Origin of the sequence: Paracoccus versutus (assembly GCF_000763885.1) — a bacterium.
GTDB classification, from domain to species: Bacteria; Pseudomonadota; Alphaproteobacteria; order Rhodobacterales; family Rhodobacteraceae; genus Paracoccus; species Paracoccus versutus.
Genome location: NZ_JRKO01000050.1, coordinates 23,224 through 40,262, shown reverse-complemented (window position 1 = coordinate 40,262; position 17,039 = coordinate 23,224). Strand labels below are relative to the sequence as shown.

The 17,039-nt window shown below is 67.6% G+C and carries 14 protein-coding genes and 1 pseudogene; 11 read left to right on the top strand and 4 right to left on the bottom strand.

Going from position 1 to position 17,039, the window contains the following annotated elements; genetic code table 11:
- Positions 1-247 precede the first annotated feature (247 nt).
- The 11 genes and pseudogenes from dnaK to IT40_RS20080 all read left to right on the top strand — a co-directional run bounded on the left by dnaK (position 248) and on the right by IT40_RS20080 (position 13,066).
- On the top strand, positions 248-2,164 hold the full coding sequence (dnaK, locus tag IT40_RS20130; protein WP_036759063.1) for a molecular chaperone DnaK: 1,917 nt from the start codon (positions 248-250) through the stop codon (positions 2,162-2,164).
- 81 nt (positions 2,165-2,245) lie between these two features.
- Positions 2,246-3,400, top strand: a complete 1,155-nt coding sequence (gene dnaJ, locus IT40_RS20125; RefSeq protein ID WP_036759083.1) for a molecular chaperone DnaJ — start codon at positions 2,246-2,248, stop codon at positions 3,398-3,400.
- Positions 3,401-3,445: 45 nt separating this feature from the next.
- The gene (gene radC, locus IT40_RS20120; protein ID WP_036759060.1) at positions 3,446-4,237 is read left to right on the top strand and encodes a RadC family protein; all 792 of its coding nucleotides are present in this window, start codon (positions 3,446-3,448) and stop codon (positions 4,235-4,237) included.
- A gap of 197 nt (positions 4,238-4,434) precedes the next feature.
- The gene (gene petA, locus IT40_RS20115) at positions 4,435-5,007 is read left to right on the top strand and encodes a ubiquinol-cytochrome c reductase iron-sulfur subunit (RefSeq protein WP_208021296.1); all 573 of its coding nucleotides are present in this window, start codon (positions 4,435-4,437) and stop codon (positions 5,005-5,007) included.
- A gap of 10 nt (positions 5,008-5,017) precedes the next feature.
- Positions 5,018-6,340 carry a cytochrome b gene (gene petB / locus IT40_RS20110; protein WP_036759054.1) on the top strand — a complete coding sequence of 441 codons (1,323 nt, stop codon included), beginning with the start codon at positions 5,018-5,020 and terminating at the stop codon, positions 6,338-6,340.
- Between the two features lie 669 nt (positions 6,341-7,009).
- A pseudogene (locus IT40_RS30665) lies at positions 7,010-7,723 on the top strand (cytochrome c1); the annotation flags it as partial.
- Between the two features lie 138 nt (positions 7,724-7,861).
- Entirely contained in the window at positions 7,862-8,731 is an 870-nt protein-coding gene (locus IT40_RS20100) for a ribokinase (protein ID WP_036759078.1), read from the top strand.
- 40 nt (positions 8,732-8,771) lie between these two features.
- Positions 8,772-9,575 (top strand): S49 family peptidase, encoded by an 804-nt coding sequence (locus IT40_RS20095; RefSeq protein ID WP_036759051.1) that lies wholly within the window; start codon positions 8,772-8,774, stop codon positions 9,573-9,575.
- 103 nt (positions 9,576-9,678) lie between these two features.
- The gene (locus tag IT40_RS20090; protein ID WP_036759049.1) at positions 9,679-10,449 is read left to right on the top strand and encodes an SDR family oxidoreductase; all 771 of its coding nucleotides are present in this window, start codon (positions 9,679-9,681) and stop codon (positions 10,447-10,449) included.
- Positions 10,450-10,750: 301 nt separating this feature from the next.
- Positions 10,751-12,622 (top strand): excinuclease ABC subunit UvrC, encoded by a 1,872-nt coding sequence (gene uvrC, locus IT40_RS20085; RefSeq protein WP_036759047.1) that lies wholly within the window; start codon positions 10,751-10,753, stop codon positions 12,620-12,622.
- A gap of 12 nt (positions 12,623-12,634) precedes the next feature.
- The gene (locus IT40_RS20080; RefSeq protein ID WP_036759045.1) at positions 12,635-13,066 is read left to right on the top strand and encodes a DUF4440 domain-containing protein; all 432 of its coding nucleotides are present in this window, start codon (positions 12,635-12,637) and stop codon (positions 13,064-13,066) included.
- Here IT40_RS20080 and IT40_RS20075 read toward each other — a convergent pair whose 3' ends face one another.
- Genes IT40_RS20075 through IT40_RS20060 form a run of 4 tightly spaced genes read right to left on the bottom strand, consistent with a single transcriptional unit; the run spans position 13,067 to position 16,877 of the window.
- Complete coding sequence (locus IT40_RS20075) at positions 13,067-13,693, bottom strand: ABC-type transport auxiliary lipoprotein family protein (RefSeq protein ID WP_036759042.1); 627 nt, start codon at positions 13,691-13,693, stop codon at positions 13,067-13,069.
- Between the two features lie 10 nt (positions 13,694-13,703).
- Entirely contained in the window at positions 13,704-15,005 is a 1,302-nt protein-coding gene (locus IT40_RS20070) for an MlaD family protein (protein WP_036759039.1), read from the bottom strand.
- A 4-nt stretch (positions 15,006-15,009) separates the two neighbouring features.
- On the bottom strand, positions 15,010-15,786 hold the full coding sequence (locus IT40_RS20065) for an ABC transporter ATP-binding protein (RefSeq protein ID WP_036759037.1): 777 nt from the start codon (positions 15,784-15,786) through the stop codon (positions 15,010-15,012).
- The gene (locus tag IT40_RS20060; RefSeq protein WP_036759036.1) at positions 15,783-16,877 is read right to left on the bottom strand and encodes an MlaE family ABC transporter permease; all 1,095 of its coding nucleotides are present in this window, start codon (positions 16,875-16,877) and stop codon (positions 15,783-15,785) included. Before IT40_RS20060 ends, IT40_RS20065 begins: the two co-directional genes overlap by 4 nt.
- Between the last annotated feature and the right edge of the window lie 162 nt (positions 16,878-17,039).

Below are 17,039 nucleotides of genomic sequence, written 5' to 3'. Positions count from 1 at the left end.
CCCGTGTGGCAAGCGCCCCTGCGGCGCCGGGTCGCGCCCGCCGCCGCAGGGGCGCTTGCCACACGGGCGCGGGGCGCATGTTTTCTGCCCTCGGGTCTGCTTGCAGCCCGCCAGACCCCTTCCTATATAGGCCCATGAAGTTCGAAGGGTTCCCGAACCAGGCGCCCTTCGGTCAACCCAGGGATCGGGCTTCGGGGGCCGCTTGTGGACCCAAGGCCCAGAATATCGCCGCAAGAAAGGTTATTGCATGTCCAAAGTCATCGGCATCGACCTCGGAACCACCAACAGCTGCGTCGCCATCATGGATGGCAGCCAACCCAAGGTCATCGAGAATTCGGAAGGCGCGCGCACCACGCCCTCGATCGTCGCCTTCACCGACAGCGAGCGTCTGGTCGGCCAGCCCGCCAAGCGCCAGGCCGTCACCAACCCGTCGAACACGGTCTTTGCCGTCAAGCGCCTGATCGGCCGCCGCACCACCGACGCGGAAGTCGAGAAGGACAAGAAGCTGGTCCCCTATGCCATCGTGGACGGCGGCAATGGCGACGCCTGGGTCGAGGTGCGCGGCGACAAGTATTCGCCCAGCCAGATTTCCGCCTTCATCCTGCAAAAGATGAAGGAAACCGCCGAATCCTACCTGGGCGAGACCGTCACCCAGGCCGTCATCACCGTGCCCGCCTATTTCAACGACGCCCAGCGCCAGGCGACCAAGGACGCCGGCAAGATCGCGGGCCTCGAAGTGCTGCGCATCATCAACGAGCCGACCGCGGCCGCGCTGGCCTACGGCCTCGACAAGAAGGACAGCAAGACCATCGCGGTCTATGACCTCGGCGGCGGCACCTTCGACATCACCATCCTGGAAATCGACGACGGCCTGTTCGAGGTGAAGTCCACCAACGGCGACACCTTCCTGGGTGGCGAGGACTTCGACATGCGCATCGTGAACTACCTCGCCGAGGAGTTCAAAAAGGAACATGGCGTCGACCTGACCAAGGACAAGATGGCGCTCCAGCGCCTGAAGGAAGCCGCCGAGAAGGCCAAGATCGAGCTGTCCAGCTCCAGCCAGACCGAGATCAACCAGCCGTTCATCTCGATGGACAAGGATTCGGGCACGCCGCTGCACATGGTCATGAAGCTGACCCGCGCCAAGCTGGAAAGCCTGGTCGGCGACCTGATCAAGCGCACGATGAAGCCGGTCCAGGACGCGCTGAAGGACGCCGGCATGTCCAAGGGCGACATCGACGAGATCGTGCTGGTCGGCGGCATGACCCGCATGCCCAAGGTGGTCGAGGAAGTGACCGCCTTCTTCGGCAAGGAACCGCACAAGGGCGTGAACCCCGACGAGGTGGTGGCGCTGGGTGCGGCCATCCAGGCCGGCGTGCTGCAGGGCGACGTCAAGGACGTGGTTCTGCTGGACGTGACGCCGCTGTCGCTGGGCATCGAGACGCTGGGCGGCGTGTTCACCCGGCTGATCGACCGCAACACCACCATCCCGACCAAGAAGTCGCAGATCTTCTCGACCGCCGAGGACAACCAGAACGCCGTGACCATCCGGGTCTTCCAGGGCGAGCGCGAGATGGCCGCGGACAACAAGCTGCTGGGCCAGTTCAACCTGGAAAACATCCCGCCGGCGCCGCGCGGCATGCCGCAGATCGAAGTGACCTTCGACATCGACGCCAACGGCATCGTCTCGGTTTCGGCCAAGGACAAGGGCACCGGCAAGGAGCAGAAGATCACCATCCAGGCCTCGGGCGGCCTGTCGGATGACGAGATCGACCGCATGGTCAAGGACGCCGAGGCCAATGCCGAGGCCGACAAGCAGCGCAAGGAGCTGGTCGAGGCCAAGAACCAGGCCGAAAGCCTGATCCACACCACCAGGAAGTCGCTGGAAGAGCATGGCGACAAGGTGGACGGCTCGACCGTCGAGGCGATCGAGTTGGCCGTGGGCGCGCTGGAAGAGGCCCTCAAGTCCGAGGATGCCGGCAAGATCAAGGGCGGCATCCAGAACCTGATGGACGCCTCGATGAAGCTGGGCGAGGCCATCTACAAGGCCAGCCAGGCCGAGGCGGGCGCCGGCGAGACCGAGCGCGACGCCGGCCCGCGCGACGTGGATGACGAGATCGTCGATGCCGACTTCGAGGATCTCGGCGAAGACAAGCGCAAGTAAGCGCGATGTGAGCCACCCGGCCGGCCCGATGCAGACCCGCACGGGCCGGTCATTTCTTGAAAGACCCCGGACGCGATGAACATGGCGAAACGTGATTATTACGAGGTGCTGGGCGTTCCTCGGGGCGCCTCGGCCGACGAGATCAAGAAGGCCTACCGCTCCAAGGCAAAGCAGCTGCACCCCGACCGCAACAAGGATTGCAAGCTGTCCGAGGCCGCGTTCAAGGAAGTGAACGAGGCTTACGATTGCCTTAAGGACGACCAGAAGAAGGCCGCCTACGACCGCTTCGGCCATGCCGCCTTCGAGAATGGCGGCGGCGGCTTCGGCCGCGGCAACGGCCAGGGCGATTTCGGCTCGGCCTTTGCCGACGTGTTCGAGGATCTGTTCGGCGACATGATGGGCCGCCGGGCCGGGGGCGGGGGGCGCTCGCGCGCCAGCCGCGGCCAGGATCTGCGCTACAATCTGCGCGTCTCGCTGGAGGAAGCCTTCAACGGCGTGCAAAAGACCATCACCGTGCCCGGTTCGGTCGCCTGCGGCGCCTGCAACGGCACCGGCGCCGAGGGCGCGGTCGAACCCGCCACCTGCCCGACCTGCTCGGGGATGGGCAAGGTCCGGGCGACGCAGGGTTTCTTCACCGTCGAGCGCACCTGTCCGACCTGCAACGGCCAGGGCCAGATCGTCAAGAATCCCTGTCAGGAATGCCGCGGCGCCGGCCGCGTCCAGAAAGAGCGCACGCTTTCGGTGAACATCCCCGCCGGGGTCGAGACCGGCACCCGCATCCGCCTGGCCGGCGAGGGCGATGCCGGCATGCGCGGCGGTCCGGCGGGCGATCTCTATATCTTCATCGAGGTCAAGGAACACCCGATCTTCATGCGCGACGGCCGCATGCTGGCCTGCCAGGTTCCGGTCAGCATGGCCACCGCCGCCTTGGGCGGCGAGATCGAGGTGCCGACCATCGACGGCGGCCGCTCGCGCGTCAAGGTTCCGGCCGGGACGCAATCGGGCAAGCAGCTGCGGCTGCGCGGCAAGGGCATGCCGCCCCTGCGCCACGGGCCGGGGCTGAACGGCGAGCCCGGCGACATGCTGATCGAGCTGGCGGTCGAAACCCCGGTGAACCTGACCGCGCGCCAGAAGGAGCTTTTGCGCGAGTTCGAGGCGATCCACGCCGACAACAACCCGCAAACCCATGGATTTTTCCAGAAGATCAAGGGCTTCTGGGACGAGATGAAAGGGTGATCCGGCGTTAACCGCCCGTTCATCTTTCCATGCCAGTCTGGCGGCATGGAACCGAATCGCGCCTTTCACGAAGCTCCGCTTCCGCTTTTCGCCCCCGTGCCAGGATCCGCGGGGGACGAAGCGCCGCTCGCCGGGACTGCCCTCCCGGCGCGCGGCAACCGCATGCCCAGCTATATCGCCGATCACCGCGCCCGGCTGCGCGACCGCTTCATGCAGGGCGGCGCGGCCGCGATGCCCGATTACGAGTTGCTGGAGCTGGTGCTGTTCCGCGCCATTCCGCGCCAGGACGTGAAGCCGCTGGCGCGCCGGCTGCTGGACCATTTCGGCGATTTCAACCGCGTGCTTTCGGCCCCGCCCGCCCGGCTGGCCGAGGTTGCGGGCGCCGGCCCCGCCGTGGTGCAGGAGCTGAAGATCGTCGAGGCCGCGGCGCAGCGGCTGGCGCGCTCGCGCGTCATGCACCGCCCGGTGCTGACCAGCTGGGACGCGCTTCTGGACTATTGCCACACCGCCATGGCGCATCGCGAGATCGAACAGTTCCGCGTGCTTTACCTCGACCGCAAGAACGTGCTGATCGCGGATGAGGAGCAGGCCCGCGGCACCGTCGATCACGTCCCGGTCTATCCGCGCGAGATCATGCGCCGGGCGCTGGAACTGACCGCCAGCGCGCTGATCCTGGTGCACAACCACCCCTCGGGCGACCCGACGCCGTCGCAGGCCGACATCAGCATGACCGCCCGCATCGCCGCCGCGGCCGAGGTGATGGGAATCGCCGTCCACGATCACCTGATCATCGGACGCTCGCGCGAGCTGAGCTTTCGCAGCGAAGGACTGCTTTAGCGCAAACAGCCGAAAAGCCGGCGCTTCCCGCGCAACCAAAATCCCACACCTGCGTCGATTTGCGGCGCTGGCTCGCACCGGGGCCGCTGGACTGACGCGGATTTGATCGCTAGAACCGCCCGGCGAGGGCTGTGCGATAAACACGACCCGTTCCGTCGTATCGCCCCGATTACGGGGCATAAATGGAGATCAGAACCGTGTCCCACGCAGACGAACACGCAGGCGACCACGGCGCCACCCGGAGGGACTTCCTCTACTACGCGACGGCCGGTGCCGGCACCGTCGCAGCCGGAGCCGCCGCCTGGACCCTTGTCAACCAGATGAACCCCTCGGCCGATGTCCAGGCGCTCGCCTCGATCCAGGTCGATGTCAGCGGCGTCGAGACCGGCACCCAGCTGACGGTGAAATGGCTCGGCAAGCCCGTGTTCATCCGCCGCCGCACCGAGGAAGAGATCGAGGGCGGCCGCGCGGTCCAGCTAAACCAGCTGATCGACCAGAGCGCCCAGAACCCCAACAAGCCCGACGCGCCCGCCACCGACGAAAACCGCACGCTGGACGAGGCCGGCGAATGGCTGGTGATGATCGGCGTCTGCACCCATCTGGGCTGCGTGCCGATCGGCGACGGCGCCGGCGATTTCGGCGGCTGGTTCTGCCCGTGCCACGGCTCGCATTACGACCAGGCCGGACGTATCCGCAAGGGCCCCGCGCCCGAGAACATGTGGATCCCCGTTGCCGAATTCCTTGACGAAACCACCATCAAACTGGGCTGAGGAGGCGCACATGGCCGGTATTCCCCACGACCATTACGAGCCCAAGACGGGTTTCGAGCGCTGGCTGCATCGCCGCCTGCCCGTCGTCAGCCTGGTATACGACACGCTGATGATCCCCACCCCCAAGAACCTCAACTGGTGGTGGATCTGGGGCATCGTGCTGGCCTTCTGCCTGGTGCTGCAAATCGCCACAGGCATCGTGCTGGTGATGCATTACACGCCGCATGTCGACCTGGCCTTTGCCTCGGTCGAGCATATCATGCGCGACGTGAACGGCGGCTACATGCTGCGCTACCTGCATGCGAACGGCGCCTCGCTGTTCTTCCTCGCCGTCTATATCCACATCTTCCGCGGCCTCTACTACGGCTCCTACAAGGCGCCGCGCGAAGTGACCTGGATCGTCGGCATGCTGATCTATCTGATGATGATGGGCACCGCCTTCATGGGCTACGTGCTGCCCTGGGGCCAGATGTCCTTCTGGGGCGCCACGGTGATCACCGGCCTCTTCGGCGCGATCCCCGGCATCGGCGAAGCGATCCAGACCTGGCTGCTGGGCGGCCCGGCGGTGGACAACCCGACGCTCAACCGCTTCTTCTCGCTGCATTACCTGCTGCCCTTCGTCATCGCGGCGCTGGTGGTGGTGCATATCTGGGCCTTCCACACCACCGGCAACAACAACCCGACCGGCGTCGAGGTCCGCCGCACCTCGAAGGAAGAGGCGAAGAAGGACACCCTGCCCTTCTGGCCCTATTTCGTGATCAAGGATCTGTTCGCGCTGGCCGTGATCCTGGTGGTGTTCTTCGCCATCGTCGGCTTCATGCCGAACTACCTGGGCCACCCCGACAACTACACCGAGGCGAACCCGCTGGTGACGCCGGCGCATATCGTGCCGGAATGGTATTTCCTGCCCTTCTACGCCATCCTGCGCGCCTTCACCGCCGACGTCTGGCTGGTGATGCTGGTCGAATGGCTGTCCTTCGGCATCATCGACGCCAAGTTCTTCGGCGTGATCGCGATGTTCGGCGCCATTCTGGTCATGGCGCTGGTGCCCTGGCTTGACACCTCGCGCGTGCGCTCGGGCCAGTATCGCCCGCTGTTCAAGTGGTGGTTCTGGCTGCTGGCGGTGGATTTCGTGATCCTGACCTGGGTGGGCGCCATGCCGGCCGAGGGGATCTATCCCTATATCGCGCTGGCCGGGGCGGCCTATTGGTTCGCCTATTTCCTCATCATCCTGCCGCTGCTGGGCATCATCGAGAAGCCCGATCCCATGCCGCAGACCATCGAGGAAGACTTCAACGCCCATTACGGGCCCGAAACCCATCCTGCCGAGTAAGGAGAGGCAACAATGACCCTGAGAAACGCATCGCTCACGGCTGTTGCGGCCCTGACGGTTGCCCTGGCAGGCGGCGCCGTGGCGCAGGACGCAAGCACCGCGCCGGGCACGACGGCCCCCGCGGGCTCGAGCTATCAGACCAACGACACGGCCGCCCCGGCGGCCGAGCCGGCACCGGCGGCCGAAACCGCCGCGCCTGAAGCCGAAGCCGAAGCCACGGAAGAAGCCGCAGAGGAAGCACCCGCGGAAGAACCCGCCGCCGAGGAGCCTGCGGCGCAGGAAGCTCCGGCGGCAGCCGAGGAACCGGCCGCCGAGGCCGAGCCTGCTGCCGAGGAACCGGCGGCAACCGCCGAGGAAGCCCCGGCCGAGGCGGTCGAAGAGGCCCCTGCCGAGGAACCGGCAGCCGAGGAAGCTCCGGCTGAAGGCGAAGCCGCCGAGGCCGAGCCCGCTGCCGAAGAGCCTGCTGCTGCGGAACCAGAAGCGGCCGCGGAAGAAGCCCCTGCCGAAGAGCCTGCCGCCGAGGAACCGGAAGCGGCCGCGGAGGAAGCCCCCGCCGAAGAGCCTGCCGCCGAGGAAGCCCCGGCCGAAGAGGAGGTTGTCGAGGAGGAAGCTGTCGAGGAAGCCCCGGCCGAACACGCCGAGGAGGCCGCCGACAGCCATGCCGTCGCGCATATCGAGGACATCTCGTTCAGCTTCGAGGGGCCCTTCGGCACCTTCGACCAGCACCAGCTGCAGCGCGGCTTGCAGGTCTATACCGAGGTCTGCTCGGCCTGCCACGGCCTGCGCTATGTGCCGCTGCGGACGCTGGCCGACGAAGGCGGCCCGCAACTGCCCGAGGACCAGGTCCGCGCCTATGCCGCGAATTTCGACATCACCGATGCCGAGACCGGCGAGGATCGCCCGCGCGTTCCCACCGACCATTTCCCGACCGTGTCCGGCGACGGCATGGGCCCGGACCTGTCGCTGATGGCCAAGGCGCGCGCCGGCTTCCACGGCCCCTATGGCACCGGCCTGTCGCAGCTGTTCAACGGCATCGGCGGCCCGGAATACATCCACGCGATCCTGACCGGCTATGACGGCGAGGAAAAGGAAGAGGCGGGGACGGTGCTGTACCACAACGCCGCCTTCTCGGGGAACTGGATCCAGATGGCGCCGCCGCTCAGCGACGACCAGGTCACCTATGAGGACGGAACCCCGGCGACGGTCGATCAGATGGCCAGCGACGTGGCCGCCTTCCTGATGTGGACCGCCGAGCCGAAGATGATGGACCGCAAGCAGGTCGGCTTCGTCTCGGTGATCTTCCTGATCGTGCTGTCGGCCCTGCTCTACCTGACCAACAAGAAGCTGTGGCAGCCGATCAAGCATCCGCGCAAGCCGGAATGATCGCCCGCTCCTGATCCTGAAACGCGCCCCTCGGGGCGCGTTTTTCATGGCCCGGACGCGCTTTCGTCCCGGCCGATATGGACAAGCCGCCCGCGCGCCGTTCAGATGGGCCGGCGCGACACCGGCGAGGGGCGGGACATGACGATCTATAATCTCGGCTCGATCAACATCGACCATGTCTATCGCCTGCCCGCCCTGCCCCGTCCGGGCGAGACGCTGCACGCGCAATCCTATGCCCAGGGGCTGGGCGGCAAGGGGGCGAACCAGTCCGTCGCCGCCGCCCGCGCCGGCGCCGACGTCATCCACCTGGGCGCCATGGGCGCGGGCGACGACTGGGTGCCGCGGCGGCTTGCCGCAGCGGGGGTGCAGACCTCGGCCATCGCGCGGCTGCCAGGCCTCGCCACCGGCCATGCCATCATCCTGGTCGATGCGGCGGGCGAGAACTCGATCGTGCTGCATGGCGGCGCCAACCTGGCCCTGCCGGCCGAGCTGGCCCGCCCCGCCGGGCTGGGCCGGGGCGACATCCTGCTGATGCAGAACGAAACCAACTTGCAGGCCGAAGCCGCCCTGCACGCCCGCCGGGCCGGGGCGCGGGTGATCTATTCCGCCGCCCCGTTCAGCATCGCCGCGCTGCGCGAGGTGCTGCCGCATGTCTCGATCCTGGCGGTGAACGAGATCGAGGCCCGCGACACCTTCGCCGCCCTTGGCGAAGACCTGCCGGTCGAGGGCCTGCTGATCACACGCGGCGCCGAAGGGGCCGAGTTCCGCGACCTGCGCAGCGGCCAGGCCTGGCACCAGCCGGCCTTCGCGGTGCAGGCGGTGGACACGACCGGCGCCGGGGATTGCTTTACCGGCTGGTTCGCCGCCGGGCTGGCGCGGGGCGAGACCCCGCCCGATGCCCTACGCCACGCCGCCGCAGCCGCCGCGCTGCAAGTCACCCGCAAGGGCGCGGGCGACGCCATGCCCGACCGCGCCGAAGTCCTTGCCTTTCTGAAAGCGCAGCGCTGACCGCTTGCCCGCAGCCCCGCAGCCCCCTATCTGGAAACCCATGAGAATACCGTTCCTGAACCGCCCGGCCACCGTTGCCGTCCTGCGCCTGCAAGGCGCCATCGGGGTTGCCGGCCGCGGCGGCCCCGGCCTGTCCGACGCCGCCCTGGCGCCGCTGCTGGAGCGCGCCTTCAAGCGGCGCAAGCCCGTCGCCGTGGCGCTGGCCCTGAACTCGCCCGGCGGCTCGCCGGTGCAGTCCAGCCTGATCGGTGCCCGCATCCGCCGCCTTGCCGAGGAACGCGAGATTCCGGTCCATGCCTTCGTCGAGGACGTGGCCGCCTCGGGCGGCTACTGGCTGGCGACGGCGGCGGATTACATCTGGGCCGACGACAGTTCGGTGCTGGGCTCGATCGGGGTGATCTCCTCGGGCTTCGGCTTTGCCGAGCTGATCCAGCGCCACGGCATCGAGCGGCGCGTGCATACCGCCGGCCGCTCGAAGTCGATGCTGGACCCCTTCCGCCCCGAGACGCCCGAGGATGTCGCCCGGCTGAACCGCCTGCTGGGCCCGATCCACGACGCCTTCAAGCAGCAGGTGCTGGCCCGGCGCGGCAACCGCCTGCCGCAGGACAGCGACCTGTTCACCGGCGAGATCTGGACCGGCCGCGAGGCGGTCGAACTGGGGCTGGCGGACGGCATCGCCCACCTGGTGCCCAAGATGCGCGAGCTTTACGGCAAGGAGGTGCGCTTCCTGACCTATGGCCAGCGCGTGCCCCTGTTGCGCCGCTTCGGCCTTTCCGCCGATGACCTGATCGACGGGATCGAGGAACGCGCCGCCTTCGCACGCTTCGGGGCGGGGCGCGGATGATCAAGACCGTCATCCTGTGCCTGCTCATCATCATCGCGCTGGCGCTGGCCGCCGGTCCGGGGGTGCGCCGCGTGATCGCGCGGCTGCTGGGGATCGGGCGGAAATGACCGCGCTGGTGACCGGAGGCGCCCGCCGGCTGGGCCGGGCCATCACCCTGTATCTGGCCCGGCGCGGGCTGGACGTGGCGATCCATTACCAAAGCTCGGCCGCCGAGGCCGAGGCCACCGCCGCCGAGGCCCGCGCCCTGGGCGTGCGGGCCGAGGTCTTCGGCGCGGACCTGCTGGACCTGGACCAGAGCGAGGCGCTGGTGGACCGCGCCCATGCCGCGCTGGGGCCGCTGGCGCTGCTGGTGAACAATGCCTCGATCTTCGAATACGACAACATCGCCACGGCGACGCGCGACAGCTGGGACCGGCACATGGGCTCGAACCTGCGCGCGCCCTTCGTGCTGACGCAGGCCTTCGCCCGGCAGGCCCCCAGGGCCGACCGCAGCGGGGCCGAGCCGGTGGCGCGGGCGCTGGTGGTCAACATGATCGACCAGCGCGTGCTGAAGCCCACGCCCGAGTTCATGACCTATTCGCTGGCCAAGGCCGGGCTGTGGTGGCTGACGCGGACCTCGGCCCAGGCCCTGGCGCCCGAGATCCGCGTCAATGCCATCGGCCCCGGCCCGACCATGCAGGGCACCCGCCAATCCGACCGGCATTTCGCCAACCAGCGCGCCGCGACCATCCTGCAACGCGGCGCCGGGCCCGAGGATGTCTGCGCCGCCCTGGGCTACCTGATGGACGCGCCCTCGGTCACCGGACAGCTGATCTGCGTGGACGGCGGCCAGCACCTTGCCTGGCGCACCCCCGACGTGCTGGGCGTCGAATAAGGCGGAAAATCGCCTGTCCGCGGCAAGTTGTCCACTTTGCGGAAGGCGTTCACGCAATCTTCACGATTCTGCTAAGAAATTCAGTCGATTGCGGAGGAGAGAAAAAATATCATAGTAAATCAAGTGGTTACAATACTGCCTAGAATTTGTGCAAAGTAACGAAACCCCAAGAAACGCTAATTGAACATGTGATACTCCCAAGCTCACTCACAGAGTTATCCACAGATTCCGTGGACAGGATTCAGCTTGAACTTTCCTGCCCGAACTTGCAGCCGAGCCCGAGAATCATTTTGTTAACAAGATGACCGATTCCACCCCAGAAACGCGCCCCTCCAAGACCGGCCATGCGCTGATCCAGGACTATTTGCGGACGCTCGACGGCTCGCCGGGGGTCTATCGCATGCTGGACCAGCAGGGGGCGGTGCTTTACGTCGGCAAGGCCCGGAACCTCCGGGCCAGGGTCTCGAACTATGCGCGCGGCACCGGGCATTCGGCACGCATCGCGCGGATGATCCGCGAGACCTGCTCGATGATGTTCCTGACCACGCGCACCGAGACCGAGGCGCTGCTCTTGGAGCAGAACCTCATCAAGCAGCTCAAGCCGCGCTACAACGTGCTCTTGCGCGACGACAAGAGCTTTCCGAACATCCTGGTCGCCAAGTCGCACCCCTTCGCCCAGATCAAGAAGCATCGCGGCGCCAAGGCGGAAAAGGGCGATTACTACGGCCCCTTCGCCAGCGCCGGGGCGGTGAACCGGACGCTGAACCAGCTGCAGCGGGTGTTCCTGTTGCGATCATGCACCGACGCTACCTTTTCCAGCCGGACGCGGCCCTGCCTGCTTTACCAGATCAAGCGCTGCAGCGCGCCCTGCGTCGGCCGCATCGGGCTGGAGGAATACAACAGCCTGGTCGCCGATGCCGAGCTGTTCCTGCAGGGCAAGACCACGCGCATCCAGGCCGACCTGGCGCGCGAGATGGCCGAAGCCGCCGAGGCGATGGAATACGAACGCGCCGCCGCGCTGCGCGACCGCATCAAGGCGCTGACCGCCGTGCAATCGGTGCAGGCGATCAACCCGCGCGGCGTCCCCGAGGCCGACGTGATCGGGCTGCACATGGAGGGCGGGCAGGCCTGCGTGCAGGTCTTTTTCATCCGCGGCAACCAGAGTTGGGGCAACCGCGACTTCTACCCCAAGCTGAACGGGGTGGAATCGGCCGACGAGGTGATGCAGGCGTTCCTGGCGCAGTTCTACGACGGCAAGGTGCCGCCGCGGCTGATCCTGCTGTCGCATGGCATCGAGGATCCCGACCTGATGACCGATGCGCTGTCGGAAAAGGCCGGGCGCAAGGTCGTGCTGGGCGTGCCCCGGCGCGGCGAAAAGGCCGAGCTGGTGGAAAACGCCCTGCGCAACGCCCGCGAAAGCCTGGCGCGGCGCATGTCCGAAAGCGCCGCGCAGCAGCGGCTGCTGGAGGGCCTGGCCGAGGCGCTGGACCTGCCCGCGGTGCCGCAGCGCATCGAGGTCTATGACAACAGCCATATCCAGGGCACCAATGCCGTGGGCGGCATGGTCGTCGCCGGCCCCGAGGGCTGGATCAAGAGCCAGTATCGCAAGTTCAACATCAAGGGCACCGAGATCACGCCGGGCGACGATTTCGGCATGATGAAAGAGGTGCTGACCCGCCGCTTCTCGCGCCTGCTGAAAGAGGATCCCGACCGCCAGACCGACACCTGGCCCGATCTTTTGCTGATCGACGGCGGCGCCGGGCAGGTCTCGGCCGTGCATGAGATCATGGCCGAGATGGGGGTCGAGGACATCCCGATGGTCGGCGTCGCCAAGGGTGAGGACCGCGACCACGGCAAGGAAGAGTTCCACCGTCATGGCCAGCGCCCCTTCGCGCTGCGGATGAACGACCCGGTCTTGTATTTCATCCAGCGCCTGCGGGACGAGGCGCATCGCTGGGCCATCGGCACGCATCGCGCCAAGCGGGCCAAGGCGGTGATGGCGAACCCGCTGGACGAGATCCCCGGCATCGGCGCGGCCCGCAAGCGCGCTCTGCTGCAGCATTTCGGCAGCGCCAAGGCGGTCAGCCGCGCCGGCCTGGCCGATCTGGTCGCGGTCGAGGGGATCAGCGAATCCATGGCGCAGAAGATCGTCGATCACTTCCACAAGGGCTGACAGGAGGAAGCCATGGAGGACAGCATCCGCGCATTCTTCGCCCGCTACGAACGGCTGTTCACGCAGGCGCTGGCCGGCGAGGCGGATATGGAGGAGGTCGCCGCGCTTTACGCGCCCGAGTTCATCGCCGCTTCTCCGGCGGGTGTCAGGGCGGGCCGGAACGACGACCAGCTAAGGCAGGCGATGGCCCAGGGCTATGCGCATTACCGCGCCATCGGCACCAAGGCGATGACGATCCGCGAGATCCGGCTTTCGCCGATGGACGCGCTGCATTGCCTGGCCCATGTCGGCTGGCGGGCCGTCTATGACCGGGGCGAGGCGCCCGATGTGACCATCGACTTCGAGGTGCATTACCTGGTGCAGATCCTCGACGGCACGCCCAGGGTATTCGGCTGGGTGACGGGCGACGAAGAGGCGCTGCTGAAGCAGCACGGCATCCTCTGATCAGCGGCAGCGCGCCGGGTTCACCCCCACCGCGTTGAGGCCCCAGTCGGTCATCTGCGCGACAAGCTGCTGGCCGGCCGCGTCGAAGGCCGGGATCAGGTCGGCCGTCTTCGTCGTCGCCGCCTGGGCCGTGGCGGTGAAATGTCCGCGCGAGACGACGCGGGCGTCCATCTCGCGCACCATCTGCGCATCGACGGACAGCTTGATGACGGCCCCCTGCCCCGCGACCTCGGCGTTGAAGTCGTTGATCTCGGAGATCAGCGCGTAATCGCCCGCCGCGCCCAGCGGCGCGCGGCCGACATGGGTGAAGGCATCATAGACGGCAAAGCCGCGCACCAGCAGGGTTTGCAGCGTCACCGGCACCGTGTCGCCCCAGCGCGCATCGGGCAGGTATTGCGTCTGCAACTGGTTTGGCCGGATCATGATGCGGTCGGTGTCCAGCGTGCCGCGCGCCTTGGGCGGCTCGATCACCAGCTCGGCCAGCCGGCCGCGGCCGCAGCTCCGCGGCACGTCCGAGGGCGGGCGCAGCTCGAACACGTCGCGGTCGGGCTCGCCCTCCAGCGCGCGCAAGGCGGCGCAGCCCGGCAGGGTCAGGGTCAGGACAAGCAAGGCGGCGGCAAGACGCATGGCGGACCTCTCAGCGGCGGAACTCGGGCGCACGCGGCCCCGAGAAGATTTGCGAGGGGTTGCGCCGCAACGCCGAGACCAGCTCGTTCAGATTGCCCACCAGCCCGCGCAGATCGGCGGCCATGCGGGTGAATTGCGGCAGCCCCTCGCGGGTGAAAGCCTGCACCGGGGCGCGGGCGCTGTCCAGCATCCCGCGCAGGCTGGCAAAGGCGGTCTCGGCGCTGTCGGCGGCATTGCGCAGCCGCTCGGTGATCTCGGGCAGGTCGGCAACCACGCGGTCGATGGCCTCGTTCGCCTTGCCCAGCGTCACGCGCAGGTCGGCCACCACCGGCTCGACATTGCTGTTGATGACCCGGTCGGCGCCGTCGAAGGCCCGCTCGGCCGAAGCCAGCGTGCGGCTTCCGACCTCAAGGGCCGCGTCCAGGTTGTCGAGGCTCTGGTCCGCGCGCCCGGCCAGCCGGGTCAGGTCGGATTGCAGCGTGGCGGCGGTCTGGTCCAGCCGCTGCGTCAGCGCCTTGAGGTCGCCCGCGACATAGGCGCGCACCTCGTCCAGCGTGGCGGTGCCCGAATCCAGCGCCGTGTCGACCTTGGCCGCGCTTTCGGTGAACTTGGCCAGCGCGGTGTCGGCATTGCCCAGCGTCGTCTCGGCCGCGGCGCTGAGCCCGTCCAGCCGCTCGCCGAAGGCCGAGATGTCGGATGCGGCCGAGGCGATGGAATCGGTGGCCGTGGTCACATCGGCCAGCGCCTTGTCCAGGTTGGCGCTGGAGCGTTCCACATTGTCCAGGATGTTGCGCACCCGGCTTTGGTTTTCGTCGCCGAGAAGCTGGGTCAGCTGCTCGGCCACGGTGTTCAGCCGCGAAATCATCTCGGGGCCCTGGTCCGACAGCGTTTGCAGCGCCGAGCGGTTGGCGGCGATGACCGGGATCGAATCCGGGTCCACGTCGCGCAGCAGCGGCGAATCGGGCCGGCCCGAGGTGATCGCAACATTGGCGACGCCGGTGACGCCCTGGATCTCGATGGCGGCGCGGGAATCGGTGCGCACCGGCGTATCCTCGGCCACCTCGATGCGGACCCGGACCGCGCCGTTCACGCTTTGCGACAGCTGCATGTCCACCACCTTGCCGACGGAAAGCCCGGCGAAAAGCACCTCCGAGGATATGCCCAGACCCGACACTTCCGGGAAGTAGATGTCGTAATAGGCGAATTGCCGGTCCAGTTGCAGCTTGGCAAACCACATCAGGAACAGCAGCATCCCCAGGAAGCCGGCGATGGTGAAGGCTCCGATCAGGACGTAATTGGCCTTGGTCTCCATGGGCTTACTCCTTTGCGCGGCCGGTGGCCATGGCGGCGCGGGCGCGGGGCCCGTGGAAATATTCATGCACCCAGGGATGATCGACCCGGAGCATTTCGGCCATGGTGCCGCTGACCAGCACCTTGTTTTCCGCCAGAACCGCGATGCGGTCGCAGCAGGCATGCAGCGTATCGAGGTCATGCGTGACCAGGAACACCGACAGGTCCAGCGCATCGCGCAGCTCGACGATCAGCCGGTCGAAGGCATCGGCGCCGATCGGGTCCAGCCCCGCCGTCGGCTCGTCCAGGAACAGGATCTCGGGGTCCAGCGCCAGCGCGCGCGCCAGCCCTGCGCGCTTTCTCATCCCGCCCGACAGGTCCGAGGGGTATTTGTCATTGGCGCTCCACGGCAGCCCGGCCATCGAGACCTTGAGTTCCGCCAGCCCACGCCGCGCCTCGGGCGCAAGCCCCGGCACGGCGCGCAGCGGCACCTCGACATTCTCGCGCACGGTCAGCGAGGAAAACAGCGCGCCGCCCTGGAACATCACGCCCCAGCGCCGCTCCAGCGCCTCGCGCGCGGGGCCGGCCAGCGCGCCCACGTCCTGGCCAAAGACCCGCACCGTGCCGGCGGTGGGGCGGTTCAGCCCGACGATGGTGCGCAGCAGCACCGATTTCCCGGTGCCCGAGCCGCCGACGACGCCCAGGATCTCGCCCTGCCGCAGGTCGAGGTCCAGCCCGTCATGCACGACATGGCGGCCGAACTGGGTGCGCAGGCCCCGGACCTCGATGATATTGCCGCTCACAGCCCCACCTCGGAGAAGAAGATCGAGAACAGCGCATCGGCGACGATCACCGCGAAGATGGCGTTGACCACGGCGCGCGAGGTCTCGGCGCCCAGCGATTCCGCGTCCTTGCCCACCTTCATCCCGGCATGGCAGCCGATGACGCCGATGATCAGCGCAAAGACCGGCGCCTTGGACAGGCCGACGATGACATGGTCCACGCTGGTATCCGCCAGCAGCCGATAGCGGAACATCGAGGGCGAGATGCCCAGCTCGATCCAGGACATCAGCGCGCCGCCGACCAGCCCGGCGATATTGGCGATCAGCCCCAGGATCGGCAGGGTGATGATCAAGGCCAGCACGCGCGGCAGGATCAGCACCATGTCCGGGTCCAGCCCCAGCGTGCGCATGGCGTCGATTTCCTCGTTCATCTTCATCGAGCCGATCGAGGCGGTCAGCGCCGAGGCGGTGCGCCCGGCGACGATGATCGCGGTCAGCAGGATGCCCAGTTCGCGCAGGATGGAAATGGCGATCAGGTCGATGACAAAGACCTCGGCCCCGAACTGGCGCAATTGCACCGCGCCCTGAAAGGCCAGCACGATGCCGATCAGGAAGGACATCAGCGCCACGATGGGCACGGCGCGCAAGCCCGTCTCCTGGCAGTGATACACCAGCGAGGTGAAACGGAAATCGCCCGGATGCCGGATGCCGCGCGCCAGGGCGGCCAGGAAGCGGCCCAGGTATTCCGCAATCTCGCGCAGGAACAGCAGCGCCGCGGCCATGCGGCGGCCGGTCTGTTCCAGCATCCGCCGCCAGCCGGCGGGGGCGGCGGTTTCGGCATCGGGCTGCGGCAGCGCCTGGCGCACGGTGTCGAGCAGCCGGGCCTGCGCCCCGGTCAGCCCGTCCAGCTGCGCGCCTTGGCGTTCGCGCCCGACCAGATACCAGGCGGCGGCGGTGTCGATGCGCGTCAGCCCCGACAGTTCCAGCCGATACGCCGCGCCGGCCTCGGGCGGCAGCTGGCCCAGCGTCCAGACCGTGAACTCGCCCGCCAGCAGCAAGGCGCCGTCCGAAACCGCGGCGCTGAGCTTGGGATCTGCGGGAAGGCTGGCCATGACGGTCCCGTTCGCAAAGGGTGAGTGGGATTCATCCAGCGATTGCGCGGGTTTGTCAAATCCGCAGGACCGTTCCGGCCCAGGGCTGTGGCCGATCCGCCCCGGCCCAGGCGACGCAGCCGCCGGAAAAGGAAAATTTAACCAAGGTTCCCAAATTGTACA

Coding starts and splice junctions, on each gene's coding strand:
- radC (WP_036759060.1), top strand. CDS start 3,446: ATGGAACCGAATCGCGCCTTTCACGAAGCTCCGCTTCCGCTTTTCGCC.
- IT40_RS20060 (WP_036759036.1), bottom strand. CDS start 16,877: ATGGCCAGCCTTCCCGCAGATCCCAAGCTCAGCGCCGCGGTTTCGGAC.
- IT40_RS20080 (WP_036759045.1), top strand. CDS start 12,635: ATGGAGGACAGCATCCGCGCATTCTTCGCCCGCTACGAACGGCTGTTC.
- IT40_RS20070 (WP_036759039.1), bottom strand. CDS start 15,005: ATGGAGACCAAGGCCAATTACGTCCTGATCGGAGCCTTCACCATCGCC.
- uvrC (WP_036759047.1), top strand. CDS start 10,751: ATGACCGATTCCACCCCAGAAACGCGCCCCTCCAAGACCGGCCATGCG.
- IT40_RS20100 (WP_036759078.1), top strand. CDS start 7,862: ATGACGATCTATAATCTCGGCTCGATCAACATCGACCATGTCTATCGC.
- petB (WP_036759054.1), top strand. CDS start 5,018: ATGGCCGGTATTCCCCACGACCATTACGAGCCCAAGACGGGTTTCGAG.
- dnaK (WP_036759063.1), top strand. CDS start 248: ATGTCCAAAGTCATCGGCATCGACCTCGGAACCACCAACAGCTGCGTC.
- dnaJ (WP_036759083.1), top strand. CDS start 2,246: ATGGCGAAACGTGATTATTACGAGGTGCTGGGCGTTCCTCGGGGCGCC.
- IT40_RS20075 (WP_036759042.1), bottom strand. CDS start 13,693: ATGCGTCTTGCCGCCGCCTTGCTTGTCCTGACCCTGACCCTGCCGGGC.
- IT40_RS20095 (WP_036759051.1), top strand. CDS start 8,772: ATGAGAATACCGTTCCTGAACCGCCCGGCCACCGTTGCCGTCCTGCGC.
- IT40_RS20090 (WP_036759049.1), top strand. CDS start 9,679: ATGACCGCGCTGGTGACCGGAGGCGCCCGCCGGCTGGGCCGGGCCATC.